Source organism: Shimia sp. (genome assembly GCF_965227725.1).
In the GTDB taxonomy this organism is placed as follows: domain Bacteria; phylum Pseudomonadota; class Alphaproteobacteria; order Rhodobacterales; family Rhodobacteraceae; genus Shimia.
Genome location: NZ_CBDDGH010000005.1, coordinates 94,210 through 117,556 on the forward strand (window position 1 = coordinate 94,210; position 23,347 = coordinate 117,556).

A 23,347-nucleotide genomic window follows, 5' to 3' on the forward strand; every position below is an offset into this window, starting at 1 on the left:
TCGTCTGTATGTGCAGATCGTTCAAACATGCGAATGATCTGCTCTTTCGGTCCGGCGGAACTCGGCCGGGGTGACACCGATCTCTTTTTTGAAGGCGCGGGTGAAGGCTGAGTCTGAGGCATAGCCTGCGCTTTCGGCGGCGTCGGTCAGTGAGGCGTCGCCCTGTTTGAGCACGTTTTTGGCAATTTCCATGCGCCAGCCGGTGACATACTCCATGGGCGGCATCTGCATCTGTTCGCGAAATTGCACGGCAAAGCCGGTGCGGGACATGCCTGCGGCGTGAGCGAGTGTCTCCACCGTCCAGCTGTCAGCGGGGGCTTTGTGGAACGCATCCAGCGCCTTGCTCAGATGCTTGTCGGAAAAGCCACCCAGCGCGGAGTCCTGCGCGGCATCGCTTTCAAGATAGCTGCGCACGGCTTGCGCCAGAATGGCCTCCGACATTTTGAGGGCAATCAGATCGCCGCCCATTTTGTGTCCGCCGGCTTCCTCGCCAATCACCCGCAGGGTGGCCTCCATAAACCGCCCGGCGGTTTCGCCATAGTTTGTGAGGTGAATGTAGGGGGGCAGCCGCTCCATCAGGATGTGGCGGGATTTGGGATCAAAGGCGAAGTGGCCGCAGATCAGCTGGGTTTCGCTTTGCGGCTCCTCGCCGCCGTAGACCAGCACGCCTGATCCATCAAAGCCGGAGCGCTCCAGCACCGTATCGAGCGGCATGACCGTGTGCTCGGGATCGTGCCCGCAGTAGAGATCATGTGACGCGCCATGGGGGATGATGACCAGATCCCCCTGGTTAAGCGCGATGGGCTCCGCGACACCGTTGACCCGCACGAGACAGGCGCCGCGATGGGCAAAGTGAAACCGGGCCACGTTTTCATAGCTCGGCACGGCCACGCCCCAAGGCTTGGTGAAGGAGGTGCGGAAGTAGAGCGTACCGCGCATGGAGAGTTTGTTGAGGATGTCACTGAGCAGATCAAGCATGTGTCCACCATAGCGGTGCCAGCGCTTCTGTACAGACAACTGAACGATCTGCATGAAACTTAGGACGTTCAAGCATATATCGCGCAGCTTGCTTCCGATTACTCCTGTTTTATCGCAACACCCTATGGAGTTCTCAAGATGAAGAAACTGATTTCCGCACTCGCCGTGGCGCTGGCCATGACTGGGGTTCAAGCCGCTGCGCAGGACGTTGCCGAGATGAGCGACCTGGAATATGCGCATATTGCCTATACGGCGGACAACATCGACATTCGCTATGCCCATCTGGCGTTGGCCCTGTCGACCAACCCTGAGATCCACGAATTTGCAAACACCATGATCCGCGACCATACGGCGGTGAACGAAGCTGCGCTGGGGCTGCTGGACAAGCTTGGTGCAACGGCGCAGGACAATGCCTTCAGCCAGACCTTGAATGCCAATGCCGAAGAGATCATCGCCGGCTTTGTGAAGCTGCGCGGGGCGGAGTTTGATGCGGCTTATGCGGCCAATGAGCTGGCCTACCACAAGGCGGTGAACGAGCTGGTGGAGAACACCATGATCCCCAATATCGACAATGCCGAAGTGAAGGCGCTGTTTGAGCAGGGGCTTGAGATCTTCAAGGCGCATGAGGTGCATGCGGAGATGATGGTGAAGGCGCTGCAGTGATGGGACGTGCGTTGTCACGCCGCGCCTTGATGGGAGGAGCGGTCGCGTCAGCGGCCGCTCTGACGTTTCTGCGCGCAAAGACCACGGCGGCCAAACCCATGGTCCATGAGGTGCGGATCACCTCCTTTACCTTTGAGCCGGAGCATCTGGAGGTGTCGGTGGGCGACATCATCCGCTGGACCAACGAAGATTTGGCACCGCATACGGCAACCGCGCTGGAGTTTGGCTGGGACACCGCCGAAATCGAGAAAGGCGCATCCGCAGAGGTGACCGTGACGGAGGGGATGGAGACCGATTATTTTTGCGTCTTTCATCCGCATATGACCGGAACGCTTTCAATTTCCTGATCCGCTGCCAAGGCGCTGGTCTGAGGCGCAAAAGAAAACCCGCGCCGAAGGAGGTCTCCGACGCGGGTTTGCTTTTCGTTTCAGACCCTTATCAGGCGAAGTAGACGCCGGATTCTGCCATTGGCAGCTCTGCGATCAGCTGACTGTCCTCAGTCAGCGCGGCAATCGCATTGGCCAGCGCTGGTGCGGAGGGCGGGGTGCCCGGCTCACCAATGCCGGTTGGCGCTTCGGCCGAGGCGATGATGTGGGTTTCAATCGCCTTGATGTCGGAAATCCGCAGGGGCTCGTAATCCGGGAAGTTGGATTGTTCCACCGCGCCGCCATCCAGCGTGATCTGGTCGCGCATGGCGTGGCCGATGCCGTAGCCGATGCCGCCTTCGATCTGCGCGCGCACGGTGTCCGGGTTGACCGCGATGCCGCAGTCCACGGCGGCGGTGACTTTCTCAATCACGATGCCGTCGTCGTTGTTGCCCGAAATTTCAACCACTTCTGCCACGTAGGAGCCGAAGGATTTGTGCACTGCGATGCCCTGGGTGCGACCGGCAGGAGCATTGCCCCAGCCCGCTTTTTCCGCAGCCAGTTTCAGCACTGCCGCTTTGCGGGTAGCGTCGCCTTCACCGGTCAGATAGGACAGGCGGAAGTCCACAGGATCCTGACCGGCAGCTTTCGCTGCCAGATCCATCATCACTTCCATCACATAGGCCGTGTGGGTGTGGCCCACAGAGCGCCACCACAGTACGCTGGTCGCCTTTTGGGTGTCGGTCAGGCCGACAAACTGACCGGGGATGGTGTAGGGGCTGTCTGCCACGCCCTCGACCGAGGAGTGGTCGATGCCGTCATGCACCAGCGCCGCTTCAAAGGCGGTGCCTTTGATGACCGACTGGCCTGCGATCTGGTGATCCCAGCCCACAATTTTCCCGGCATCGTCCAGACCCACACGCACCTTGTGGCCAAAGGCCGGACGGTAATAGCCGCTGCGGATGTCGTCTTCGCGGTCCCAGACCAGTTTCACCGGGCGGGAGCGATCGGTCATCACAAAGGCCAGACCGGCCTCGACCTGATAGTCGGCATCAGGGGTCGCACGGCGGCCAAAGGAGCCACCAGCCAGCATGCTGTTGATCTCGATCTGCTCAGGCGGCAGTTGGAAGATCTGCTGATAGGCCATGTGGGTGCCGGTGGGCATCTGTGCGCCGTCATGCAGCACGATTTTGCCCTCAGCGGTCTGCTCGATGGTGCAGTTCAGCGGCTCCATCGGGGCATGGGCCAGAAGCGGGAAGTAGAAGGTTTTCTCCACCACCGTGGCCGCGCCATCAACGGCCGCTTGCACCGCAGAGCGTTCGGCTTTGTTGACGTTGTAGGTTGGCTCAGCATTGAGCGCCTCCATGATCTCGTCTTTGATTTCCGCAGAGGAACGGCTTTCCGCGGCGGAATTGTCCCACTCCACCTCAATGGCGTTGCGGGCCTGCATGGCCGCCCAGGTGTTTTCGGCATAGACCGCGACACCGTGTTTGGTGGGCAGGGCCTGCGCCATGATGAAGCCTTTGACGTCTTTGGCTGCGCTGTCATCAAAGCTCGCCACAACACCGCCTTTTTGCGGGGTGCGCTTGATCATCACAACCATCTGGTTGTCCAGGTGCACGTCCATGGCGAATTGGGCCTTACCGTTGACCTTGATCGGGCTGTCCAGACGGCGGGTCGCGTCATTGCCGATGAGCTTCCACTCAGAGGCGTCGCGCAGGCGTGGCTCTGCGGGCACGTCCATTTCGGCAGCAGTGGCGACAAAATCGCCCATGGAGGCGGAGTTGCCACCACCGGTCACCATGCCATCCACGATGTCCAGAGAGGCGGCATCCACACCCCATTCTTTGGCGGCGGCGGAGATCAGCATCTCGCGCGCAGCGGCACCGGCATTGCGGTACTGCATCCAGGAGTTTGCCATGGCGGTGGAGCCGCCGGTGCCCTGGAAGGGGCCGAACAGCAGGTTGTTGTACACCTGCGGATCAGAGGGGGCGAATTCATAGGTGATCTGATCCATGGTCACGCCAAGCTCTTCGGCGATCAGCGTGGTCAGACCGGTGGCTGGACCTTGGCCAAACTCGACGTGTTTGATGAGCGCGATTGCGCGGCCATCTGCGCCGATTTTCACAAACGGGTTGAGCGCTGCGTCCGCAGAGCTGGAAGCGGCCATAACGCCTTTGGCGTTGGCGCCGATATAAAGCGCGGCACCTGCGGCGGCGGCGGATTTCAGAAAGCCGCGACGAGAAAGATGAGCAGTCATTGTCTTATGCCTCCAGAATTTCGGCTGCACGCTGCACACCGGCGCGGATGCGCTGGTAGGTGGCACAGCGGCAGGCGTTGCCATACATGTAATCGTCGATCTCTTCAGCGGTGGGCTTGGCGTTTTCGCGCAGTAGGCCCACGGCGTTCATGATCTGGCCGGACTGGCAGTAGCCGCATTGCACAACGTCAAGCTCCAGCCATGCCTGCTGCACGGCCGCGCCGACTTTGTCTTCTTCCATCTTTTCGATGGTGGTGATTTCGGCGTCTTCCACATCTTCGATGTAGGTCTGGCAGGAGCGCACAGGCTCGCCGTTCAGATGCACGGTGCAGGCGCCGCAGGAGGCCACGCCGCAGCCAAATTTGGTGCCGGTCAGTTTCAGCTCATCGCGGATCACCCACAGCAGCGGGGTGCCCGGTTCGGCCTCGACCTCATGGGTCTTGCCGTTCAATTTCAGTGAGATTGCCATAGCTATCAGGTCTCCCTCTGGCTCAGTTATCAGTCTTTTGGTTGTTCAAACTCTGCAAATTGCTCTGCATAGTCCGGGTGCCACCGCGATAGGGCGGGGCGGTTTTCAAGGATGTCCCCCAAGGCCCAGGTCACACGGCGCATGTCGCGTGCTTGGGATACGTCGTTGTCCGGGCAAAGGATGTAAAAATCCCCTACCGTCATGCGCGTTATCAAATGATCTACGGTTTGCTCAGATGTCCAAGCGCCGGCCGGTTTTTCGGGGATATGGCGCGAAATCATGCCGGTATAGGTGAAGCCGGGCACAAACAGATGGGCGGAAATCGGCGCGCGGGCTTCGCGCAGCTCATGGGCGAGACTTTCGGTGGCGACTTTCACACCCGCCTTGGAGACGTTGTAGGCCGGGTTGCCCGGTGGTGTGGTGATTCCCTGTTTGGAGCCTGTGTTGATCACAACGGCGGGGCGGTTTGCGGCCACCATGCGGGGCAGAAAGGCCTGCAGGCCGTTGATCACCCCAAAGAGGTTGACCTCCAGCGTTTTGCGCCAGGCCTCGGCATGATCCCAGCTGCTGCTTGGCAGGCCGATGCCTGCGTTGTTCATCAAAACCGCCACGTCGCCAAGCGCAAAGGCTGCATCTGCAAGGGCCTGCATGGCGGTTGCATCGCTCACGTCTGTGGGCAGGGTGGTGACCTCCGCCCCCTCGGCAAGCAGATCGCCGATGGCCTCCGCCGCCTCAGAGAGCGCCGCGCCGGGCAGGTCCGCCAACAGCACGCTCAGGCCATCCTGCGCAAAGCGCTCCGCAGCGGCAAAGCCGACGCCGCTTGCGCCGCCGGTGACAACGGCCCAGCCGCCTGCCTGAAGTGCGTCTTGATACATGGTGTCTCTCGTTCCTGCGTCAGAGCTGCGATAAAAGGCGCTGAAGTAGCATGGGTTTCGTGAGCGGGAAAAGTGATGTTCGCGCTCACAAGATAGCACAGAGCAGGGCAAAGAGGTTGCCTGTTTCTCCAAATGATCTGCCTAATCCTCCAGAGCGGCGGCTTTTGTGTATTTTTCTGCGGCGCAACGACCCTATATTTGTGGGGCAAAGGAGGCCCCGATGATCACAAAAGATTTTGTGCAGGACGTTTTTGACCATGTGGCGGAACAGGGCGCATTGGGCGTTGGCTGTGTCACCGGGGTGGACGGGCTGTTTGCCTTTGCAGACCCCAATGTGAGCGATTGTACGCCGGGGTTTTATGAGCCGATCATGTGTCTGGTGTTGCAGGGCACCAAAGAAGCACAGATCGGCGGGCGGGTGATCCGCTACACTGCGGGGGACACGCTGGTGGTCAGCCATGCGGTGCATGTGGAGTCTGCGGTGATACAGGCCAGCGCGGAGGCGCCTTATGTGGCGCTGGCGCTGAAACTGGATCTGGCGTTGGCGCGCAGTCTTTATGATGAGATTGGCGGGATCGGGGAGCCGAGCAAAGAGCTGCATTCGATGAATGTGGACAAGGGCGATGCGGCGCTGGTGGATGCGGTGGTCCGGCTTTATCAGCTGTCGCGCGATCCGGTCGAGGCGCGGGCATTGGCGCCATTGGTGCTGAAGGAAATTCACTTCCGCCTGCTGCGGGCTCGGCATGGGGCCATGCTACGCCAGCTGTTGCGCCATGAAAGCGCGGCGAGCCGGATTTCCAAGACCATTGCCTATATCCGCGCAAACTTCAAAACCCAGATCCCGGTGGCGGATCTGGCGGCGGAATCCGGCATGAGCGCATCGGCGTTTCATGAGCATTTCAAAGCGGTGACCTCGACCACGCCGCTGCAATACCAGAAAGAGCTGCGTCTGATGGAAGCGCGGCGTCTGTTGTCGATCGGCAGTCTGACAGTGGCGGCGACCGCTTATGATGTGGGCTATGAAAGCCCGACACAGTTTAGTCGCGAATACTCCCGCAAGTTTGGGATCTCCCCAAGTGATCAGCGCAGTTCAGCGGCGGTGGCGGTCTGAGGCGGCTTTCAGTGGCCGCAGGTCTCTGAAAAAACTGAAAAACACGCAGTTCGTGTCGGAAAAGCGCTTGCGGTGGCGGTTTTGCTTTCTCACGCTCCACGTAGAGGTTGAGGAGAGGGAGCCACAGGATGAAGACGCGGACCAAGGTTGTTGTGATTGGGGGCGGCATTGCGGGCTGCTCGACGCTCTATCATCTCACGCAGGAGGGCTGGAGCGATGTGATGCTTCTGGAGCGCGATGAGCTGACCTCCGGCACCACATGGCACTCCGCCGCGCAGGTCACCAACTTTGGCATGACGCAGACCATGGTCGGCCTGAAGAGCCATTCGATACGGCTTTATCAGGAGCTGGCCAATGATCCCGCGTATCCGATCAACTATCACCATGGTGACGGTGGCATCCGGCTGGCCAACACTGAGGCGCAGATGGAGGGATACCGTCATTTTGCCTCCATGGCGCGGGGGATGGATGTCGAATTTGAAGTCATTGATGCGGAGGAATGTGCGCGGCGGCATCCGCTGATTTCCACAGACAACCTGCTGGGCGGGCTTTGGGACCCGATGGATGGGGACATTGATCCGGCGCAGCTCTGTCAGGCGCTGGCGCGGCGGGCGCGGCTTGCAGGCGCAGAGGTGCACCGGCACACGCCGGTAACCGCGCTGCGGCAGCTCAAGGATGACACTTGGGAGGTGGAGACACCCAAGGGCACGATCCACGCCGATATTGTGGTGAACGCCTGCGGCTACCGCGTGAATGAGGTGGGCGCGATGATGGGGGTGCATCATCCGGTGGCCTCCATGGAGCACCAGTATTTCCTGACCGAGGAGATCCCGGCCATTCGGGATGCGGGGCACCGGATGCCGCTGCTGCGCTGCCCGATCAGCGATTATTACTGCCGTCAGGAAAAGAACGGCCTGTTGCTCGGGTTTTATGAGCAGGACTGCAAGACCTGGGGCATGGATGGGATTGATCCGAATTTCACCAACGCCCTGTGTCCAGATGATCTCGATCGGGTGACCGATGTGTTGGAGGGCGCTTTTGCGCGGATGCCTGCGCTGATGGAGGCGGGGATCCATACGGTGATCAACGGGCCGATCACCTACACGATTGATGGCGCGCCGCTGGTCGGGCCGATCCCGGGCAAGCGCAACGCCTATTGCATCATTGGCCTGCGGGCCGGGTTGGGCGAGGGTGGTGGCCATGGTTGGCTGCTGGCGCAGCAGATCGTGCATGGGGAAGCCTGCTATGACACCTGGGTGATTGATCCGCGCCGGTTCACGGGCCACGGCAATGTGGAGCTGACCGCGCTGAAGGCGATTGAGGATTACCAGAACGAGTTCCGCTTTCACTTCCCCCATGAGCATCGCCCGGCGGGGCGGCCGATCAAGACCACCCCTTTGACGCCGGTGCTGGCCGCAGAGGGGGCTGAATTTGGCGTGGTGAACGGCTGGGAGCGGGTGGACTACATCAAGCCGACCGCGGATTTTGAGGAGAGCCACAGCTTCGGGTTTACCGAGGTCGAGCCACTTGTGGCCAAGGAAGTGGCGGCTGTGGCAAGCGGCGTCGGGCTGACCGAGGTGAGCGGGTTCAACCGGTTTGAGATCACCGGGGCGGATGCGCAGAGCTTTCTGGATCGGATGATCTGTGGCCGCCTGCCGCGCAAAGAGGGGCGTGTCGGGCTGGGCTATCTGCTGAACGATAAGGGCATGCTGAAGAGTGAGGCCACGGTGGCCAATCTGCCTGCGAGTGCCACGGGACCTGCGCGTATCTGGTATGGCTCTGCGGCGGCGGCGGAGTATCACGATATGGACTGGTTACACAGCCATATCGGGGCCGATGAGGATGTACAGATCCGCTCGCTGACCAATGATTTCACCATCCTTGTGCTGGCAGGGCCCAAGGCGCGGGACGTGCTTGCGGCGGCGGCGCGCGGCGATTGGTCAGCGGAAGGCTTCCCCTGGTTGTCCGTGCGCGAAACATTTGTGGGCATCGCGCCAGCGGTGGCGATGTCTGTGAGCTTTTCCGGGGAGTTGGCTTATGAACTTCATGTGCCAAACAATCAGCTTTATGCGGCCTATCTGGCGCTGCGCAAAGCTGGCGAAGCGCATGGGTTGAGCCTGTTTGGCAGCCGCGCGGTAGAGGCGATGCGGCTAGAGAAAGGCTATCTGCATTGGAAGGCGGAGATCCTCACCGAGTTTGATCCCTTTGAGGCCGGTCTGGCGCGGTTTGTGACTTTGGACAAAGGGGCGTTTGTGGGGCGGGACGCCTTGCTGGCGCGACAGGCGGAGGGGCCACAGCGGCGGTTGGTCACGCTGAAGATCGACACAGACGCGCTGCCTGCTCGTGGCGGGGCGTCACTGATGGTCGGGGGCAAAATTGTTGGCACCGTCACCTCTGGCGCATGGGGGCACCGCGTGGGGATGAACCTCGCCATGGCCTATGTTCTGCCGGAATTGGCGGAGGTTGGCACGCGGATGCAGGCGGACCTTTGCGGCGGGCTTTTCGACGCCGAAGTGATCACGCCGTCCCCCTATGATCCGGAACTGACCAAGGTGCGCAGTTGAGGCGTCAGCCGCTGTTTTTGAGCACATCAACGGCGCGCAGCAAAAGGTCCTGATTGCCGGAGACAATGTCGCGCCGTGTGGTGAGATGCAGAAAGTCAGGGCGTGCGCCGAGGCCTTCGAGCGGGAGGCCGTCATTGTCGCCCACCCGCAGTGCGCGGCGCACGGCGATATTGGCCTCTACACCGGCAGCAAGCGGCGGCATGGGCGATGCGCCTGCGGCCTGTGCGAAGCGGTCGATTTGGTCCAGTGACCAGACATTGGCCCCGCCCGCGCCGGTGGTGGGATCAAGGCCGATAATTTTGCCGATCTTGTTGTCCTCAAATCCGGCGGCAAAATAATCGGTGGTGGAGTAGCTGAGCGCGTCGATGATGGCGACGACGGGGCCGGTGTAGCTGCCTTCCAAGCCCTGCCAGTGGGCGTCTTCGACGAGCTGGAAGCCTTGCGAAAACATCTGGCCGGTCTCAAGCACCATATCGAGCGAGCGTTTCCAGCGGTGGAAAAACTCTGCGCCGCCGGAGAGTTTGCGGGTCGCAGGCGTGGCGAGGAAGGTGTTGCGGCTGAAGCTGACAGGTTTGTCGGTGAGCAGGCGCAGGAGCGCTTCGCCTGCGGGGATGGTGCCGCCGGGGTTGGCACGCACATCCACGATCAGACCGGATTGCGGCATCTGCGCCAATATGTTGGCCATATTCTCCACAAAGGCGCGGATGTTGTTGGTGTGAAACGAAAAAATCCGCAGCACACCGTAGCTCTCCCCACTAGGCAGGGTGAGGATGGAGGGACGGATGCCGGGGGCGGCCTGCGTGGCCCCCTGCAGCTCATCCACGCGCAGGCCGGTGTCCGCGGCGGTGAGGCCCAGCACCTGGCTGCGGGCGCGCAGCGGGCGGGAGAAGAGCGCCTGAAGCCCCTGGTTGATCACATCGGTGCCTGCGTCGAGCCCCAGCAGCGGCGCGCCACCTTCGGCCGCCCCTTCTGCCACGCCGCCTTGTGCGCCCGCACCCCCCGCAGGCGCGCTTGGGGCGATGACCACTTGCCACTGAAAGGTGGCGTTGCGCTGTGCGCCGGTGCCGTCGATGAATGTGAGCGTGACCCAATCCTCATCAGGCGGTTGGGCATAGGCCATGGGGCGCAGGGTGAGTGCGCGCAAGGCAAGCGCGATGCGTGCCCAAGGGTTGGACCCATTGGTCTGCCAGGAGAAATTCTCGATGAACGTGCGGATCGGGACACCGTTCCAATGGGTGATCTCGACACCGATGTTGAAATGGGGATCATCCGGCGCATTGATCAGCTTGGTGACGATCAGCTTGCGCCGCTGATCCTCATAGCAGCTTTCCAGCACAAAGGGCAGGAAGGCGATCATCTGGTTCCAAGGAGCGGGCATGCGCACGGTGGTGTGGCGGTCCCGCAGGCTGGTGAAGATGCTCAGCAGACGGCGGAAGAAGGCGTGGGAGGAGAAATAGGCATCGGCATCATCGGCGAGCAGTTCGAGCTCGCGCACGGGGTTGATCGCCATGGAGCCGACCTTTTGCGGCAGATGCACGTAGTAATCACCCAAAACCTCGCGCAGGCGGTTGGCGATGTCGCGGCGCTCATCGGCGGGGATGGGCGTGTCCTGATTGCGGACGGCCCAGAGGGCAAGGGGCGGATTGTCAGAGGGTTGTGGCATCAGGCGTCTCCCGGACCGGACAGGGCAAACTCGCCGATGGAGCCTTCCACATGAGGGTCCTGACCGGTGAGCTGGGCAAAAAGCGCGGCGTTGCCAAGACCGAGGCCGCAGGGGGAGAGGCCCATGGCGGTGGCGGCGAGGTAGAAGGCCATATAGGCCGCGCCGGTGGTTTTGAGCTGTGTGGCGTAGGCCATGCCGGAATATTTCCACTGCATGCGCTGAAAGCGGCTGCCAAAGGTTAGTACCGCATCTGGGGCAGAGGTCATGGCCATGGCGGTGAGTGCGTCATTGGCCAGCGCAGCACAAGAGGCGTCCCAGTCGCGCAATAATAGGAGCTCGTGGCTGGCCGCTGCATAAAAGTAGAAACCAGGGCGCAGGCCGGCGACGTTTTGTGCGGTGATGTAGATTTCAGACTCATAGGCGCCGCCACCGGAAGGATAGGGGCGGGAGGTGAAGCTGCCGAGGTCGGTTTCAAAATGTGAGCGGATGCGGGCGGTGCGGTAGAGAAAGATGCCGAGTTCCGCCAGCGTCAGAGCGCGGCGCATGCGCGGGCGTCGCGAGCTGCGCAGCTCCATCGCTTGTGTCAGAGGCAGGTCGGTGGCCGAGAGCGTGGCCAGATCTGCTGCCATCAGCGGAACGCGGCCAAGGTTTTCCGGCTCCGGATGCAGGGCAGGCTGGGCGTAGATGTCGTCTTTGAACTGAAAGGTAGCGCCGATGGGATCATGGGTGAACCCCATGCGGGAGCGGGCGTGAAAGGCGAGGTCTTGCGGCTCCCACTGGCGCAGAGTGTCGTTGTTATCCTCCGCCAGTTTGCCGTCCTCATCCACCGCGCCGATGATGCCCGCAAGAGACAGCATGGCGCAGATGGTGTCGCGCTGGCCGGTCGGGATGCGGCCCTGCGAGAGGCCTGCGGCGGTTGCGCCTTCGGTGAAGAGGGCGAGGAGTTTGGAGCCGGTGACTGTGTCTGTGCGCAGGCTGGCGCGATAGCCTGAGAGCGGACGCTCCAGGATCAGGGTGTCGCCCTCCCGCCGGATGTTGGTGAAACGCGAGAGCCGGTAGGGGGCTTCCGGATCCGGTTCCGGCTGCAGCGGGGGAAGCACATATTGTTGGATCGGCCAGATGGTGATGACGGCCTCGTCGCGCTCCTCTGAGCCGTAGCGCAGACATCCCATCGCGCCGAGGGTAAGGAGTGTGCTTTGCAGCACGTCCTCAGCCATAGATTGGCCCGCGTCGCGCGCCTCAATGCTGGCCTTGGCGATGGCTGCTGTTGGCGTGCCGTCCGGATCTGACAGCAGCGCGCGCAGGGTCTCCACAAAGTCGGGGGCATTCACCAAGTGCGGCGTGAGCGCGGTGTCCAGCAGCGTTGCGGTGTCTTGATCCTGAGGGGGATCTATCCAGAGGTGCATGGCGGTTTCCTTTCTCAGAGGAACATCGCGATGGGGTTGAGCTGTTCTTCGGTCAAAGCGCGCTCCATCCGGCCCATTTTGACCGGCACGTCATAAAGACGACCGGGGGCGTAGCGCGCCCAGAAATGGCGCAGGCCGGGGGCGAAGACACGCACCACCGGGAGGCCAATATCGGCGCGGGTTTGGTTGATCACCAAGACCTCATGGCCCGCCTGTTCGACACGAGAGATGGCGTCGCGCAGCGTGTCGGTGATGCGGGGTGCGGAGATCTGTGGATAGTCCTCGAGCTTGCGCGCTGTGACGGTCGGCACGAGGTAGGGCTGGTTTTCATAGGTGGCGGTTTGCCACCAGTTCAGGCTGTCGGGATCGTCAAAGGCATAATGGGTGCGCCCGTCCACGCCGACGCTGAGCACGGCGGGCATGAACTGGTTCATTTCGGTGAGCGCCCGCAGGATGCCCACGCGGGCGTCCAGATGTGCACCAAAGCCCATGACGATGTCCTCTGTCGGCCCGCCGACGCGGCGGTTGATGGCGACAAAAGACGGGATGCCAAGATCCGTGGTGATGTCGAGCACGTGGAACTCGCGCTTGTGCTGGGCATAAAAGGCGCGGTTCTCGGCCACAAACGCATCATCGAGACCGGTAAGATCAACCTCGGCCATGGGCAGGCGGTTGTACCACCAGATGGCCACGGAATCCCGCTCAACAAGCTCCATCAGCCCTTGCAGAAAGGCATCCTCATAGCTGGATCCCGCCGCTGCACCGTTGCTGTCCGCCCAAGAGGTGAAACGGTTGTTGGGCGCAGGGTAGGAGTAAAACAACATCGAGGTGGGCAGGTATTTCATGCGCTCCTCGGTGACGGACCAGACCGGGGTCCAGTCGACCACCTCATCTGCGGTTTGCTTTTCCGGGACGATCTGGAACTGGCTGCCGCGGGCGTTCCATTCCTCGCGATCCTGATATTGCTTGTCGGAATAAAGCATCAGATCATTGGGGTGCAGCGCGCTGTCGCCAAGCATTTCAAGGGAGGCAGGCACGCGCAGTTCCTCGCCGCGATACTTGCCGGAGTAGCGCTCCAGCGCCTCACAGAGCGCGGAGGTGCGGGCCTGCTGATCGGTGCGCCCTTTGCCGGAGGACACCGAGCGCAGGTTCTGTTTGAGGCCCCAGAGACCATTGGGTTTGACCGCCAGATTGTTGCCCGCAGAATAGGTGCGCAACGGGGTGACGCCATTGTAGGGCGAGGGGGTGAGCTCTTTAATGACGCCGGTGAGCGGGCTGATGTGGATGGCGTATCTCTCGAACGTTTGCGCGGCACTGGCGGCGCGTTCGCCATTCTCGACCCCGTCGGCGGCGTCGCGGTCCTCAAACTGTTGCGGGGCGCCGCCCACCATCCCGAGGCTGGGGGTGCCGCAGCAGGCACATTGCGGCCGTTTGAGCAGACGGTGCGGTTTGCGTTCCAGCGTGAGCGGCATGAGCTGGTTGAGCACGCCTGCAACTTCGGGGTTCTGGCCGGACACGATGTAGCGCATCAGCTGGGTCGTGGCCGAAGCAAGCGCCTGCGCATAAAAGGCATCTGACTGCACCACAGGGCGCGGAGGCGCGCCTTTGATGGCCATGCGGCCCGCGAGCATCACCTCGACATCGCGGTTTTCCAGAAGACGGCTTTCCAGACATTCCCAACATCCTGTTGCACCGGGGATGAAGAGCGGCCCGACCAGCGGCGTCAATCCCCAGGGGCGCACCAGAAGCCAGGGCTGGCCACTGGCCTGAAGCCGCGCGTTGAGCGGGCGCAGGGTTTCGTCGAGGTAGTCTTCGACCACAACAAGCGTGATGCGTCCGGCCTCCTGATCCACGTAAAGGCCCGCGGATTGCGCCCAGGCGATGGCATTGGCCTGCTCGCTGGCATTGGGGGCCGCAACCGTGACTGGGAATTGCGCGAGCTGTGCGCGTGCGGCCTGACTGTTCATGCCAAGGGACGACCAGAAAAGCGCCTCCTCGGGGCTGGCCTCAGGGTCGGCTTCGCGCAGATGGCCGGCCTGCGTGAGATAATCCAGCGCGGCGTAGACTTCCTCAGGAGTGGCGATGGAGGCGAGCAAGGCGGCAATGTCCTCGCGGCTGTTCTGCCCGTTCAGAAGCGGAAGGAGATGGGAGAGGATATGCCCCTCAAGCGCAAAACTGTCGGAATCTGAGAGCAGCACATGGCCTTCGCCATAGACGGTATAGGCTTGATAATTTTCCTTCAGAATTGGGCGGATGAGCATGAGAGACCTCAGGGATTGTGGGCAAAGCGCTGAAATAAAATGAAAGCGTGGCATCGCCCGCGAAATGTGTGCGGGCGATGCCGAGGGCTAAACCGGGGCGGGCTTAGCCGTAGGGGTAGGTGGCTACGGTGGCGCCAAAGCCATAGCTGGCCGCGCCGCCCATCGGTTGCAGCTCCATCGCCGAGCGCAGCGTGGAGACGGTTGCGCGGCTCATGGCGGCGGGGTTGAGCTCCATGGTGAGCGAGTCCCCCGCGCAGCCGTAGCAGGCGGCGCTGCCCACGGTGCCCGCGGTGCCGCCAAAGGAGCCAGCGCTGCCGATGGTGCCTGCGCTGCCCCAACAACCGCCCATCATCGGATCCTGCAGATCCCCCATATCCGCGACACAGCCGCAATAGGTGGCAAAGGACCCCATGGTGGCTCCGGACAGACGGGTTGAGCTGATGTCAGCCATATTGGCCTTGAAGGTCCCTTGAGCGGTGGCCGTGGTCATCGCTGTTGGCTGACATGGGCCAAAGGGGATCATATTGGCGCGCTCGGTCTGCAGATCGGCGACAATGCCTGCGGACCCATAGGTGCCTACGGTGCCTGCGCTGCCTGCTGTGCCGCCGACGGAGCCAAGGCATCCGACGGTGCCGAAGGTGCCATTGCAGCCGCCTGCCATGGGCTCTGCGGAAAGGGGCGCAGGTTGTGAGACCAGCGAGCCGATGGTTTTCAGCGACGCTGTAGTCTGTTGCGTGGCGACGGTTGGCTTGATTGACGCCTGTGTGAGGCGGGAGGCCACGGTTTGCAGCGTCGCTATGGTTGGTTTGACCGATGCGATGGTGGGCTGTGTCACCACACTGCCGGTGCAGGGATCCACGGGGGTGAGCTTGGCGCTATCCCCGGCACTGCCGTAGCAGGCTCCGGTGCCCACAGTGCCAGCGGTGCCGCCAAAGGTGCCTGCGCTGCCGATGGTGCCGGCGCTGCCCCAGCAGCCGCCCATCATCGGATCGCCATAGGTGCTGCCGGAGAGGCGGGTGGAGGAAATGGGGGGCGGCTGGCTCACCAGACTGGCCTGGGATTGCAGAGAGGCGATGGTGGGCTTGATCGTCGCGTCGGTTGGCTGCGTCGGGATGCACGGCTGGGTGGGCACGCAGGGCTTTGTCAGGATGCAAGGCGGCTGGCTTGGCAATGTGGGAATGCACGGTTGCGTGGGTTGCGTAGGGACACAGGGCTGTGTGGGCTGCGTTGGGACGCAGGGTTGCGTGGGTTGTGTTGGAATGCAGGGCTGTGTTGGTCGCGTGGCGACAGTGGGTTGCGTCGGAACACAGGGGCGGCTGACCAGCGAGCCAATGGTGGGTTTGATGCTTGCGATGGTTGGCTGGGTTTGAATTGTGGGCTGGGTCGGCTTTGTGAAGGCGGTGGCGGCGGGGCCTTCGGGATCGGGTATCCCGGCTGAGCCATAGGAGCCGACAGTGGCCGCGGAGCCCGCCGTGCCGCCAATGGACCCAAGTGAGCCAGCGGTTCCGAAGGAGCCTACGCAACCGCCCATATAGGTGGCCGTGGTGCCTGATTGATCGGTGTACATTTGGGGTCCTCCTTGAAAATCACTTTGGTCTGAACTGTCTTGGGATGCGTCGCCCTGATCCGGGCTTTCGGCGGTATCGACGGCGGTTTGTTGGCAATGGCTCGCTTGGTCGGCGGGGGCGGTGGCATAGGTGCCGTAGGAATAGCCGTAGGCCACCATGCCCTGCGCCGCCTGTTCCTGCGCTTTGAGATTGAGCGCACCGGTGACCATGCGCTGGGCGTCCGGCAGGGCGGGGACAAGATCTTTGTCCATGTCGACGTCGGAGATGTCCTCAATGCCGATGTCTTTGAAGGCGGAGGCCAGATCTGCGAAGGCGCTTTGGGCGTAATTGGCGTCCTGTGAGGCGGTGGAAATGATTTGCGCCCAGGCGAGCTGTATATCGGGCGCAGGTCGGGATGTATCGGGGGGCGGGGTCTCTGCACCCTCGGCGGATTCAGCGGAGTCGCCTTTGGGTGATGAGTCTGGTTTCTTGGCCATCTCAACTCCATCAATTTGAAATTTGAAATTTTCGGCGCCCGTATTGGTGAAATTGAATAGGTATTCAGGCGCGATATTTTTGGAATGCTATTTTTTATATCACTTTATGGTGATGTGCATAAGTCAGATATCCACGACTTTGCGTGGATTTGAGGTCTGCTAATTTTAACTAATACACGTAAATGGATATTCGTGATCTGGATTATGATGTTGATTTTGTATATTTATTTTAGGTTTGAATTGTCGAATTTGGCGTGGGTTTTTTTGTCTAAACACTTTTAAATAAAGTCCGCATCGGCATTAATTTGCATTGTGCAGGTTTATTTGGGCGATAATTCGCGCAGTATTGGGTGTTTTGGCGTGCTTCATAAGAAAAGAGCCCCGCCTTTTTGCGGAGCTCTTTGTTTTGAATGTGAGTTTCTTATTTTGGGGCGTTTTTGCCGCGCTTCTTTCTCAGTTGCGCGATTTTTTTGCGTTCCCATTCTGCGCCGTGGCTTTCCACATGTTCCTGCGCAATTTGCAGAGCGCCCAGCCCTTTGCGGTTGCGGAAGAAGAAATCGATGCCCAATTCGGCAAGCTCTTCCATATGGCGGATCAGGGCGGCTGGTTTGATCTCCTGATCTTCGGCGATCAGATGGGCGACGGTTTCGCCGAGGCCTGTGCGCCAGTTGATGTCGCAGCCTTTTTCCAGCAGCACCTGAATGAGCGCCATGCGGCGGGATTTGCCCATGGAGGCCACATGCAGCGCATTGTGGTTGTCCGCGTTGCGGGCGTCTTTGTTGGCACCAAGATCGCAGAGCTCGGCCAAGGCCTCTTTTTTCTCTGCTTTGGCTGCGAGGTGCAGGGGCGTGTTGTTGTTTGGATCGGTCACATTCACACGCGCGCCGAGTTTCACAAGGGCACGGATGTTGGAGGCGTGGCCTGAGGCGGCGGCATAGTGCAGCGGGGTGAGGCCGTTGCTGTCGATCTCGTTGACCTCAGCGCCCATGCCCACGAGCGCCTTGATGGCTTTGGTGCCTTCAGAGCGGCTTGAGCCGGCGGCCAGATGCAGCGGGGTGACGCCCTCGCGGTCTTTGGCCACAGGGCTGAGGCCCATGTCGTAAAGCGCGTTGATGCCCGGCATGTTCTTGGCGTCGGCAGCAGAGTGCATGGCGGTGCGCCCGCGATCATCCTCGGCCTCGATTTCCGCGCCCAGCAAGCTGAGAATATCCAGCTTTTTCTTGGCCAGCGGAGAGCGGGCGGCGTAGTGGAATGCGCCTTCGCCGATTTCGGAGGTGGCGTTGACGTCCACGCCTTCCTCGATCACCTTCTCAAAGATCTCAAGGTCGGAGCAGCGCGCGGAGGAGTGAATCAGGCCTTCGCCAAACCGGTTCAGGGTTTTGGTGTTTGCGCCAAGCTGGGAGAGGGTGGCAAAGGATTTGCGGCCCAGAGCCTCCATGGTGGAGTTGATCGGGGTTTCGCCCTGTTTGTTCTCCATCTCGAGATCAGCGCCGAACTCATGCAGCTTTTTGATCACCTCGATATGGCCGAATTTGGCCGCGAAGTGCAGCGGGGTTTCTTCGAACTCGTTCTTGCAGTTCACGTTGACGCCGCTTTCCAGCAGGGTCTGCAGAATTTCCATGCGCCCCCAGCGTGCCGCGTCGTGCAGCAGGCTGGTGCCGTAGCTGCGGTGTTTGGAGAGATCCGCGCCCAGTTTTTCAAGCGCGCGGAAGGAGGCGGGGTTTTCGGCGTTGATGGTGAGGAAGATCGGGGTTTCCTGACGGCCGTTGGTGGCTTCAAGATCCGCGCCGAGGCTTTGCAGTTTGCGCATGGCGACAAGCTGGCTTGCCGCGGAAGCTGCGTGCAGTGCGGTGTTGCCTTTGTTGTCGCGGTCCTCAAGGCCGATGCCGAGGCCCACAAGGCGGTCAAACAGGCGCACATCGCCAAGAGCCGCAGCCTTGTGCAGAATGGTGCCGCCATCAAAGCGGCGGGCATCCGGTTTGGCGCCCATTTTGATCAGCGCATCAAAGATCTGTCCGCCGTCACGCGACGAGACATAAAAGAGCGGGGTTTCACCGCGGTTGTCGGTCACTTCGAGATCGGCACCGGCGGCGATGAGGGCCTCAACCGTGTGCAGCTGGCCGGAAGTGACGGCCATATGCATTGGTGTCATGCCGCTGTCGCCGGGGGAGGCGAGGTCCAGCCCGAAGGCCGCGAGCTTGGTGATCGCGGCCACGTTGCCTGCGCGGGCGGCCACATGCATGGGCGTCAGTTTCTGCGGGCTTGGCAGGATGAAGTTGAACCCAAAGCCGACGAGACGATCAAGTTTGGCCTCGGGGGCATCAGAGCGCACCGCGCCTTCGAGCGCCTGGAAGAAGATCATGTGGCTGCGGTCATCAAAGGCCAGCGCGGCTTTGATCACATGGGTCATGGTGGCGAGGCTGCCGTAGCGGGCAGCCCAGGTGACGGCGGAAGCCTCAGCGGTCAGTGCGAGGTCGATGCGCGCGCCGCTGTCGAGCAGGAAGGCAAACACATCAGGGCGCTGCAGGCTGGACGCAAAGAGCAGAGGGCTTGTGCCGTAGGCACCCTGAAAGTTCACACCGCTGCCGACACGGGCATTTTCGCGCACGGTGGCAAAGTCGTCGGTGGCTATGGAGATCATCAGTTCCGAGATGTCGCCATCGCGCAGAAGATCGGCAACCGGGCCGCTGGGGTCATCTGCCGGAATCGTCTTAATAAGGGCAAAGATGTCTTCGGCTGTTTCAGCCTTCACGCGTTGATCCAATTTTCGGCTCCCATCGGTTGATGGCTTATTCGAGTAGAGGCTAGAAGTTGACGGTTTCTGAAAATCAAACAGAGGTTCGATAAAATGCCGGGTATCTGGCGCGTGATGACGCTGCGGGACAGGGCTTGCGGGCGGCGCAGCGGTCTTGAGAGGGGCACCATGCGTGCTGTGAAACGGATTTTTTGGGGGCGTTTGGGCCGAATTTTCCAGAAAAATAGCGCGGTGCTGGAAAAACTAGGCCAAAATTACACCTTTGATGGCCGAATTTGTCAGAGTTTCGTAAAAACAAATACTTATGCGGAAAACTGCTTAGAATTTTAGGCGTCAGTCGCGCAGGAAACGCCTTGGTTTAAGAGGGACTCTTCACATTTTTGAGAGCGCTGGCCGGAACTGTCAGCGAGTTGTCCGGCGCGAACATGTTGGCGTGACGCTAAGTCACCCATATTGGCCTCACAAGGCGGGCCGCAGGGTTCGTCAAAGCTGAAATACCAAGCCCGAAACCACAGAGCTTTAGGAGGATGCGATGACTGAGTTCACAGTGACCACACCGTCGAATTTGCGCGCTGCCGTTTGCCCGAAGCCTGCGATGCCGGGGTTGGCCAGTTCTCTTGTTTTCCAGTTGCGACGGGACACCTTACTTTAAGCCGCAACTGAAATCCCCGGTCGTCTGCGTAACCCCCTCTCCCTCCTCCCCCCCCCAACGCAGATGATCGGGGGCCCTATTTTTAAAGACCACCACTCACCTAAAACCGCGCCGGTCGCGTGCTGCCTGTCTGGCTGAAATTGCCAAAACCACCACTCACACTCTCTCAGACACAGACAGCCAACGACCGGCGAACGGCGTGCAGCTGATGCGCGCGACAGCAGATTTTGCCGGGCAGGCACAATGCATCCGGCGGCCAAGCGGGGGCAGTTCAGGCCTGACTATCGTTAAAGGTGTGTCCGAAAGTGTCAGCGGGTTGTCCGTCGCCGACATGTAGAAAACGCTTGGGATGTTGCATTAAGGTGGGGAGCGAAAGCACTTAGCTTTGCAATACCAACCTACCTCAGCGCCTTAGGAGGATGCGATGAACGCAAAAGACGTTATGGAAACCGACAACACAGGGACAACCCTGCGTGCGTCTCTGGATAAAATTCGCGCAGCCTATACCCGCTCTCCGGCACCGACACGGGAAGAGCGCAAGGACCGCCTGAACCGGTTGCACAAAGGCATCATCGAATACAAAGACCGCCTCGTGGCCGCGGTGGACAAGGACTTTGACGGGCGCGCGCCGGCAGAGACCATGATGGCGGAAATCCTGCCTGTTCTGGAAGGTATTCACTACAACAAGAAGAACCTTCGCAAGTGGATGCGCCAATCCCGCCGCGATGTGCCTTTGGCGCTGATGGGGGCCAAGACCAAGGTGCATTACCAGCCGCTGGGCGTTGTGGGCATCGTGGTGCCATGGAACTTCCCGATCTTCCTTGGTCTGTCGCCGATGGTTGGCGCCTTTGCGGCGGGCAACCGCGCGATGATCAAGACCTCTGAGTTTGCACCGGAAACTGCCAATGTGCTGACCGAGATGCTGGGAAAATACTTCTCTGATGAGGAGGTTGCGGTTGTGAACGGCGGCGTAGAGGTTGCCACAGAGTTCACCAAACTGCCGTTTGACCACCTTGTTTTCACCGGCTCCACGCAGGTGGGCAAGATCGTGATGCGCGCGGCTGCCGAGAACCTCACTCCGGTGACGCTGGAGCTGGGTGGCAAATCGCCTGCGATCATCCACGACAGCTTCCCGGTGGAAGAAGCGGCCAAGCGGATCGCGTTTGGCAAAGGTCTGAACGCAGGTCAGGTCTGTGTGTCCCCGGATTACATCATGGTGCCGCGCAGCAAGATGAACGCCTTTGTGGAGGCCTTCAGCAAGGCGATTGCCAAGCATTATCCAACGCTGGCGTCCAACTCGGATTACACCTCCATCATCACCGAGCGTCAGCGCGACCGCTTGGTGGACAACATCCGTGACGCCGAAGAAAAAGGCGCGACCATCAAGGTCATCAACCCAAGCAACGACAGCTTTGAGGGCACCCGCAAGCTGCCAATGCATGTGATCACCGATGTGTCTGACGACATGCGTGTGATGCAGGAAGAGATCTTTGGCCCGCTGCTGCCTGTTGTGCCATATGACAAGCTGGAAGAGGCCATCGACTATGTGAACGACCGGGACCGTCCGCTGGCGCTTTACTACTTTGACTGGGACACCGCGCGGGGCGAGAAGATCCTGAACGAGACTCACTCCGGCGGGGTTTGCATCAACGAAGTGATGACCCACACCATGGTCGACGACATGCCGTTTGGCGGGGTTGGCCCGTCTGGCATGGGGCACTACCACGGCAAGGAAGGCTTCCTGAACTTCTCCAAAGCCAAGGCGGTTGTGCGCAAGGGGCGTTTTGACGGCAACGCATGGGTCGCAGCACCCTGGAACAACATGTTCTTCAACATCATGGTCAAATTCCAGCTGTGGCGCTTCAAAAAGCCCTAAGCTGAGCAGGCTCAGGCCTCTGGGGTCATCTGCACCTTGCGGTTCCTCCCCGCACAGATGATCCCGCATAGACCACACCGAAGCGCGACGTGCGCGCGCTTCGGCTCTTTACCTCTCCCAGCGCCTTTGAAGACGGCTGGGCCCATGCCTTTCTCCGAGATTGACAGATGATAAGCTCCCCGATCACCTATGCCCTGCGCGCGCTTTCCACGTTTTTTCCGCCACAAAAGCCGCTGATTTTCTCAGGGCAGGGGGCTGTGTTGAAGCTGGCGGATCTGATGGTGATCAGCGGGCAGAAGCGCCCTTTGCTGGTGACCGACAGCTTCTTGCTGAAGAACGGGATGCTGGATGAGCTGATTGCCTTTCTCGAAGGGGCGGGTTGCACGGTCACGGTGTTTGACGGCATCATCCCGAACCCCACCTTTGCCGTCGTGGAGGCCGGATTGGCCGCAAGCCGGGCGGGGCAATGTGATGCGGTTTTGGCGGTGGGCGGCGGCTCTGCCATTGATGCGGCCAAAGTGATTGCGGCGGCCAGCACCAGCAAAAAGTCTCTGGCGCAGCTGACCGGCATTTTGAAGGTGAAACAGCCGCCGCTGCCGTTTTATGTGGCGCCCACGACCTCCGGCACCGGCTCTGAGGTGACAAGCGCGGCGGTAATTTCGGACACGGAGACCCACAAGAAGACGTTTTTTGTGGATCCCAAATATATCCCCATCGCAACCGCGTTTGACACGGGCCTGCTGAAATCTCTGCCCGGCCCGATGACGGCCGCGACCGGAATGGATGCGCTGACCCATGCGATTGAGGCCTATACCTCGCGCAACCGCTTTGCAGACACAGACCGGGATGCCGCCATGGCGATCAAGCTGATCGTCAAGTTCCTGCCGGTGGCCTATGAGAACGGGGCGGATGAACACGCTCGGGAAATGGTCGCGCTGGGCTCCTTTCTGGCGGGCTATGCCTTCAGCAAGGCGAGCCTTGGCTATGTGCATGCGATTTCCCACCAGATCAGCGCGCATTACAACACGCCGCATGGGCTCGCGAATGCGATCCTGCTGCCGCGGGTGCTGCGGTTCAACAAGACCGCCTCAGCGCAGCGATATGCCAAGCTGGAGCGGATGCTGAGCGGCACTGAGGGCGATGCTTTTGCGCCCGAACAGGTGGATCAGTTCATTGCCCGTGTCGATGCGCTGGCGGAGCGTGTGGGCATCCCTGTGAACCTGAAAGATGTGCAGCCTGCGGATTTTGACGCGATTGCAAAAGAGGCGCTGGCGGAAGCGCGCAGCTCCTATGCGGTGCCGCGCGTGATGCGCAAGGCGGATGTGGTCGCGATCCTGAAATCTGTGGAAAGTGGCGACCGGTCGGTGCGTTTTGGGTGAAGGCATATGCCTTCCAATGAGGAATT

General features: G+C 60.8%; 15 protein-coding genes. 6 read left to right on the top strand and 9 right to left on the bottom strand.

Translation table 11 applies throughout. The features are described from left to right. Nucleotides 1-21: 21 nt before the first annotated feature. Nucleotides 22-978, bottom strand: coding sequence for an AraC family transcriptional regulator (locus ACO07T_RS10745; protein WP_209083863.1), 957 nt, complete (start codon nucleotides 976-978; stop codon nucleotides 22-24). Between the two features lie 138 nt (nucleotides 979-1,116). On the opposite strand from ACO07T_RS10745, the gene ACO07T_RS10750 reads away from it, so the two are divergent. Together ACO07T_RS10750 and ACO07T_RS10755 are read left to right on the top strand one after the other, a co-directional pair. Continuing rightward, nucleotides 1,117-1,641, top strand: coding sequence for a DUF4142 domain-containing protein (locus tag ACO07T_RS10750; protein ID WP_209083862.1), 525 nt, complete (start codon nucleotides 1,117-1,119; stop codon nucleotides 1,639-1,641). After that, complete coding sequence (locus ACO07T_RS10755) at nucleotides 1,641-1,988, top strand: cupredoxin domain-containing protein (protein WP_422049412.1); 348 nt, start codon at nucleotides 1,641-1,643, stop codon at nucleotides 1,986-1,988. Before ACO07T_RS10750 ends, ACO07T_RS10755 begins: the two co-directional genes overlap by 1 nt. A 91-nt stretch (nucleotides 1,989-2,079) precedes the next feature. On the opposite strand, the gene ACO07T_RS10760 is transcribed toward ACO07T_RS10755, so the two are convergent. Genes ACO07T_RS10760 through ACO07T_RS10770 form a run of 3 tightly spaced genes read right to left on the bottom strand, consistent with a single transcriptional unit; the run spans nucleotide 2,080 to nucleotide 5,610 of the window. Continuing rightward, nucleotides 2,080-4,266: a molybdopterin cofactor-binding domain-containing protein gene (locus tag ACO07T_RS10760; protein ID WP_422049413.1), complete on the bottom strand. Its 2,187-nt coding sequence runs from the start codon at nucleotides 4,264-4,266 to the stop codon at nucleotides 2,080-2,082. A gap of 4 nt (nucleotides 4,267-4,270) precedes the next feature. After that, entirely contained in the window at nucleotides 4,271-4,735 is a 465-nt protein-coding gene (locus ACO07T_RS10765) for a (2Fe-2S)-binding protein (protein WP_209077949.1), read from the bottom strand. Between the two features lie 29 nt (nucleotides 4,736-4,764). Further along, nucleotides 4,765-5,610 carry an SDR family NAD(P)-dependent oxidoreductase gene (locus ACO07T_RS10770; RefSeq protein ID WP_422049414.1) on the bottom strand — a complete coding sequence of 282 codons (846 nt, stop codon included), beginning with the start codon at nucleotides 5,608-5,610 and terminating at the stop codon, nucleotides 4,765-4,767. A 220-nt stretch (nucleotides 5,611-5,830) separates the two neighbouring features. On the opposite strand from ACO07T_RS10770, the gene ACO07T_RS10775 reads away from it, so the two are divergent. After that, a complete protein-coding gene (locus ACO07T_RS10775) occupies nucleotides 5,831-6,721 on the top strand; it encodes an AraC family transcriptional regulator (protein ID WP_209083856.1) in 891 nt (296 codons plus the stop codon). 128 nt (nucleotides 6,722-6,849) lie between these two features. Next, nucleotides 6,850-9,285 (top strand): GcvT family protein, encoded by a 2,436-nt coding sequence (locus ACO07T_RS10780; RefSeq protein ID WP_422049415.1) that lies wholly within the window; start codon nucleotides 6,850-6,852, stop codon nucleotides 9,283-9,285. A gap of 4 nt (nucleotides 9,286-9,289) precedes the next feature. Here the strand turns inward: ACO07T_RS10780 and ACO07T_RS10785 are convergent, their stop codons facing one another. The 5 genes from ACO07T_RS10785 to ACO07T_RS10805 all read right to left on the bottom strand — a co-directional run bounded on the left by ACO07T_RS10785 (nucleotide 9,290) and on the right by ACO07T_RS10805 (nucleotide 19,423). Then, nucleotides 9,290-10,948, bottom strand: a complete 1,659-nt coding sequence (locus ACO07T_RS10785) for a S41 family peptidase (RefSeq protein WP_422049416.1) — start codon at nucleotides 10,946-10,948, stop codon at nucleotides 9,290-9,292. Continuing rightward, entirely contained in the window at nucleotides 10,948-12,354 is a 1,407-nt protein-coding gene (locus ACO07T_RS10790) for a SagB family peptide dehydrogenase (protein ID WP_422049417.1), read from the bottom strand. The genes ACO07T_RS10785 and ACO07T_RS10790 overlap by 1 nt, the downstream gene beginning before the upstream one ends. Before the next feature lie 14 nt (nucleotides 12,355-12,368). Next, nucleotides 12,369-14,615: a TOMM precursor leader peptide-binding protein gene (locus ACO07T_RS10795; protein WP_422049418.1), complete on the bottom strand. Its 2,247-nt coding sequence runs from the start codon at nucleotides 14,613-14,615 to the stop codon at nucleotides 12,369-12,371. A gap of 103 nt (nucleotides 14,616-14,718) precedes the next feature. Then, nucleotides 14,719-16,659 (bottom strand): thiocillin family RiPP, encoded by a 1,941-nt coding sequence (locus ACO07T_RS10800; protein WP_422049419.1) that lies wholly within the window; start codon nucleotides 16,657-16,659, stop codon nucleotides 14,719-14,721. 421 nt (nucleotides 16,660-17,080) lie between these two features. Then, on the bottom strand, nucleotides 17,081-19,423 hold the full coding sequence (locus ACO07T_RS10805; RefSeq protein ID WP_422049420.1) for an ankyrin repeat domain-containing protein: 2,343 nt from the start codon (nucleotides 19,421-19,423) through the stop codon (nucleotides 17,081-17,083). 1,067 nt (nucleotides 19,424-20,490) lie between these two features. Here ACO07T_RS10805 and ACO07T_RS10810 point away from each other — a divergent pair. Then, nucleotides 20,491-21,942 carry a coniferyl aldehyde dehydrogenase gene (locus ACO07T_RS10810; protein ID WP_422049421.1) on the top strand — a complete coding sequence of 484 codons (1,452 nt, stop codon included), beginning with the start codon at nucleotides 20,491-20,493 and terminating at the stop codon, nucleotides 21,940-21,942. 167 nt (nucleotides 21,943-22,109) lie between these two features. Continuing rightward, nucleotides 22,110-23,321 carry an iron-containing alcohol dehydrogenase gene (locus ACO07T_RS10815; RefSeq protein ID WP_422049422.1) on the top strand — a complete coding sequence of 404 codons (1,212 nt, stop codon included), beginning with the start codon at nucleotides 22,110-22,112 and terminating at the stop codon, nucleotides 23,319-23,321. The last annotated feature ends 26 nt before the right edge of the window (nucleotides 23,322-23,347 follow it).

What these genes read in the sequence shown, in the direction of transcription:
- ACO07T_RS10790 (WP_422049417.1), bottom strand. Translation starts at nt 12,354, where the DNA reads ATGCACCTCTGGATAGATCCCCCTCAGGATCAAGACACCGCAACGCTG.
- ACO07T_RS10775 (WP_209083856.1), top strand. Translation starts at nt 5,831, where the DNA reads ATGATCACAAAAGATTTTGTGCAGGACGTTTTTGACCATGTGGCGGAA.
- ACO07T_RS10815 (WP_422049422.1), top strand. Translation starts at nt 22,110, where the DNA reads ATGATAAGCTCCCCGATCACCTATGCCCTGCGCGCGCTTTCCACGTTT.
- ACO07T_RS10755 (WP_422049412.1), top strand. Translation starts at nt 1,641, where the DNA reads ATGGGACGTGCGTTGTCACGCCGCGCCTTGATGGGAGGAGCGGTCGCG.
- ACO07T_RS10780 (WP_422049415.1), top strand. Translation starts at nt 6,850, where the DNA reads ATGAAGACGCGGACCAAGGTTGTTGTGATTGGGGGCGGCATTGCGGGC.
- ACO07T_RS10745 (WP_209083863.1), bottom strand. Translation starts at nt 978, where the DNA reads ATGCTTGATCTGCTCAGTGACATCCTCAACAAACTCTCCATGCGCGGT.
- ACO07T_RS10800 (WP_422049419.1), bottom strand. Translation starts at nt 16,659, where the DNA reads ATGGCCAAGAAACCAGACTCATCACCCAAAGGCGACTCCGCTGAATCC.
- ACO07T_RS10810 (WP_422049421.1), top strand. Translation starts at nt 20,491, where the DNA reads ATGAACGCAAAAGACGTTATGGAAACCGACAACACAGGGACAACCCTG.
- ACO07T_RS10795 (WP_422049418.1), bottom strand. Translation starts at nt 14,615, where the DNA reads ATGCTCATCCGCCCAATTCTGAAGGAAAATTATCAAGCCTATACCGTC.
- ACO07T_RS10750 (WP_209083862.1), top strand. Translation starts at nt 1,117, where the DNA reads ATGAAGAAACTGATTTCCGCACTCGCCGTGGCGCTGGCCATGACTGGG.
- ACO07T_RS10770 (WP_422049414.1), bottom strand. Translation starts at nt 5,610, where the DNA reads ATGTATCAAGACGCACTTCAGGCAGGCGGCTGGGCCGTTGTCACCGGC.
- ACO07T_RS10765 (WP_209077949.1), bottom strand. Translation starts at nt 4,735, where the DNA reads ATGGCAATCTCACTGAAATTGAACGGCAAGACCCATGAGGTCGAGGCC.
- ACO07T_RS10785 (WP_422049416.1), bottom strand. Translation starts at nt 10,948, where the DNA reads ATGCCACAACCCTCTGACAATCCGCCCCTTGCCCTCTGGGCCGTCCGC.
- ACO07T_RS10760 (WP_422049413.1), bottom strand. Translation starts at nt 4,266, where the DNA reads ATGACTGCTCATCTTTCTCGTCGCGGCTTTCTGAAATCCGCCGCCGCC.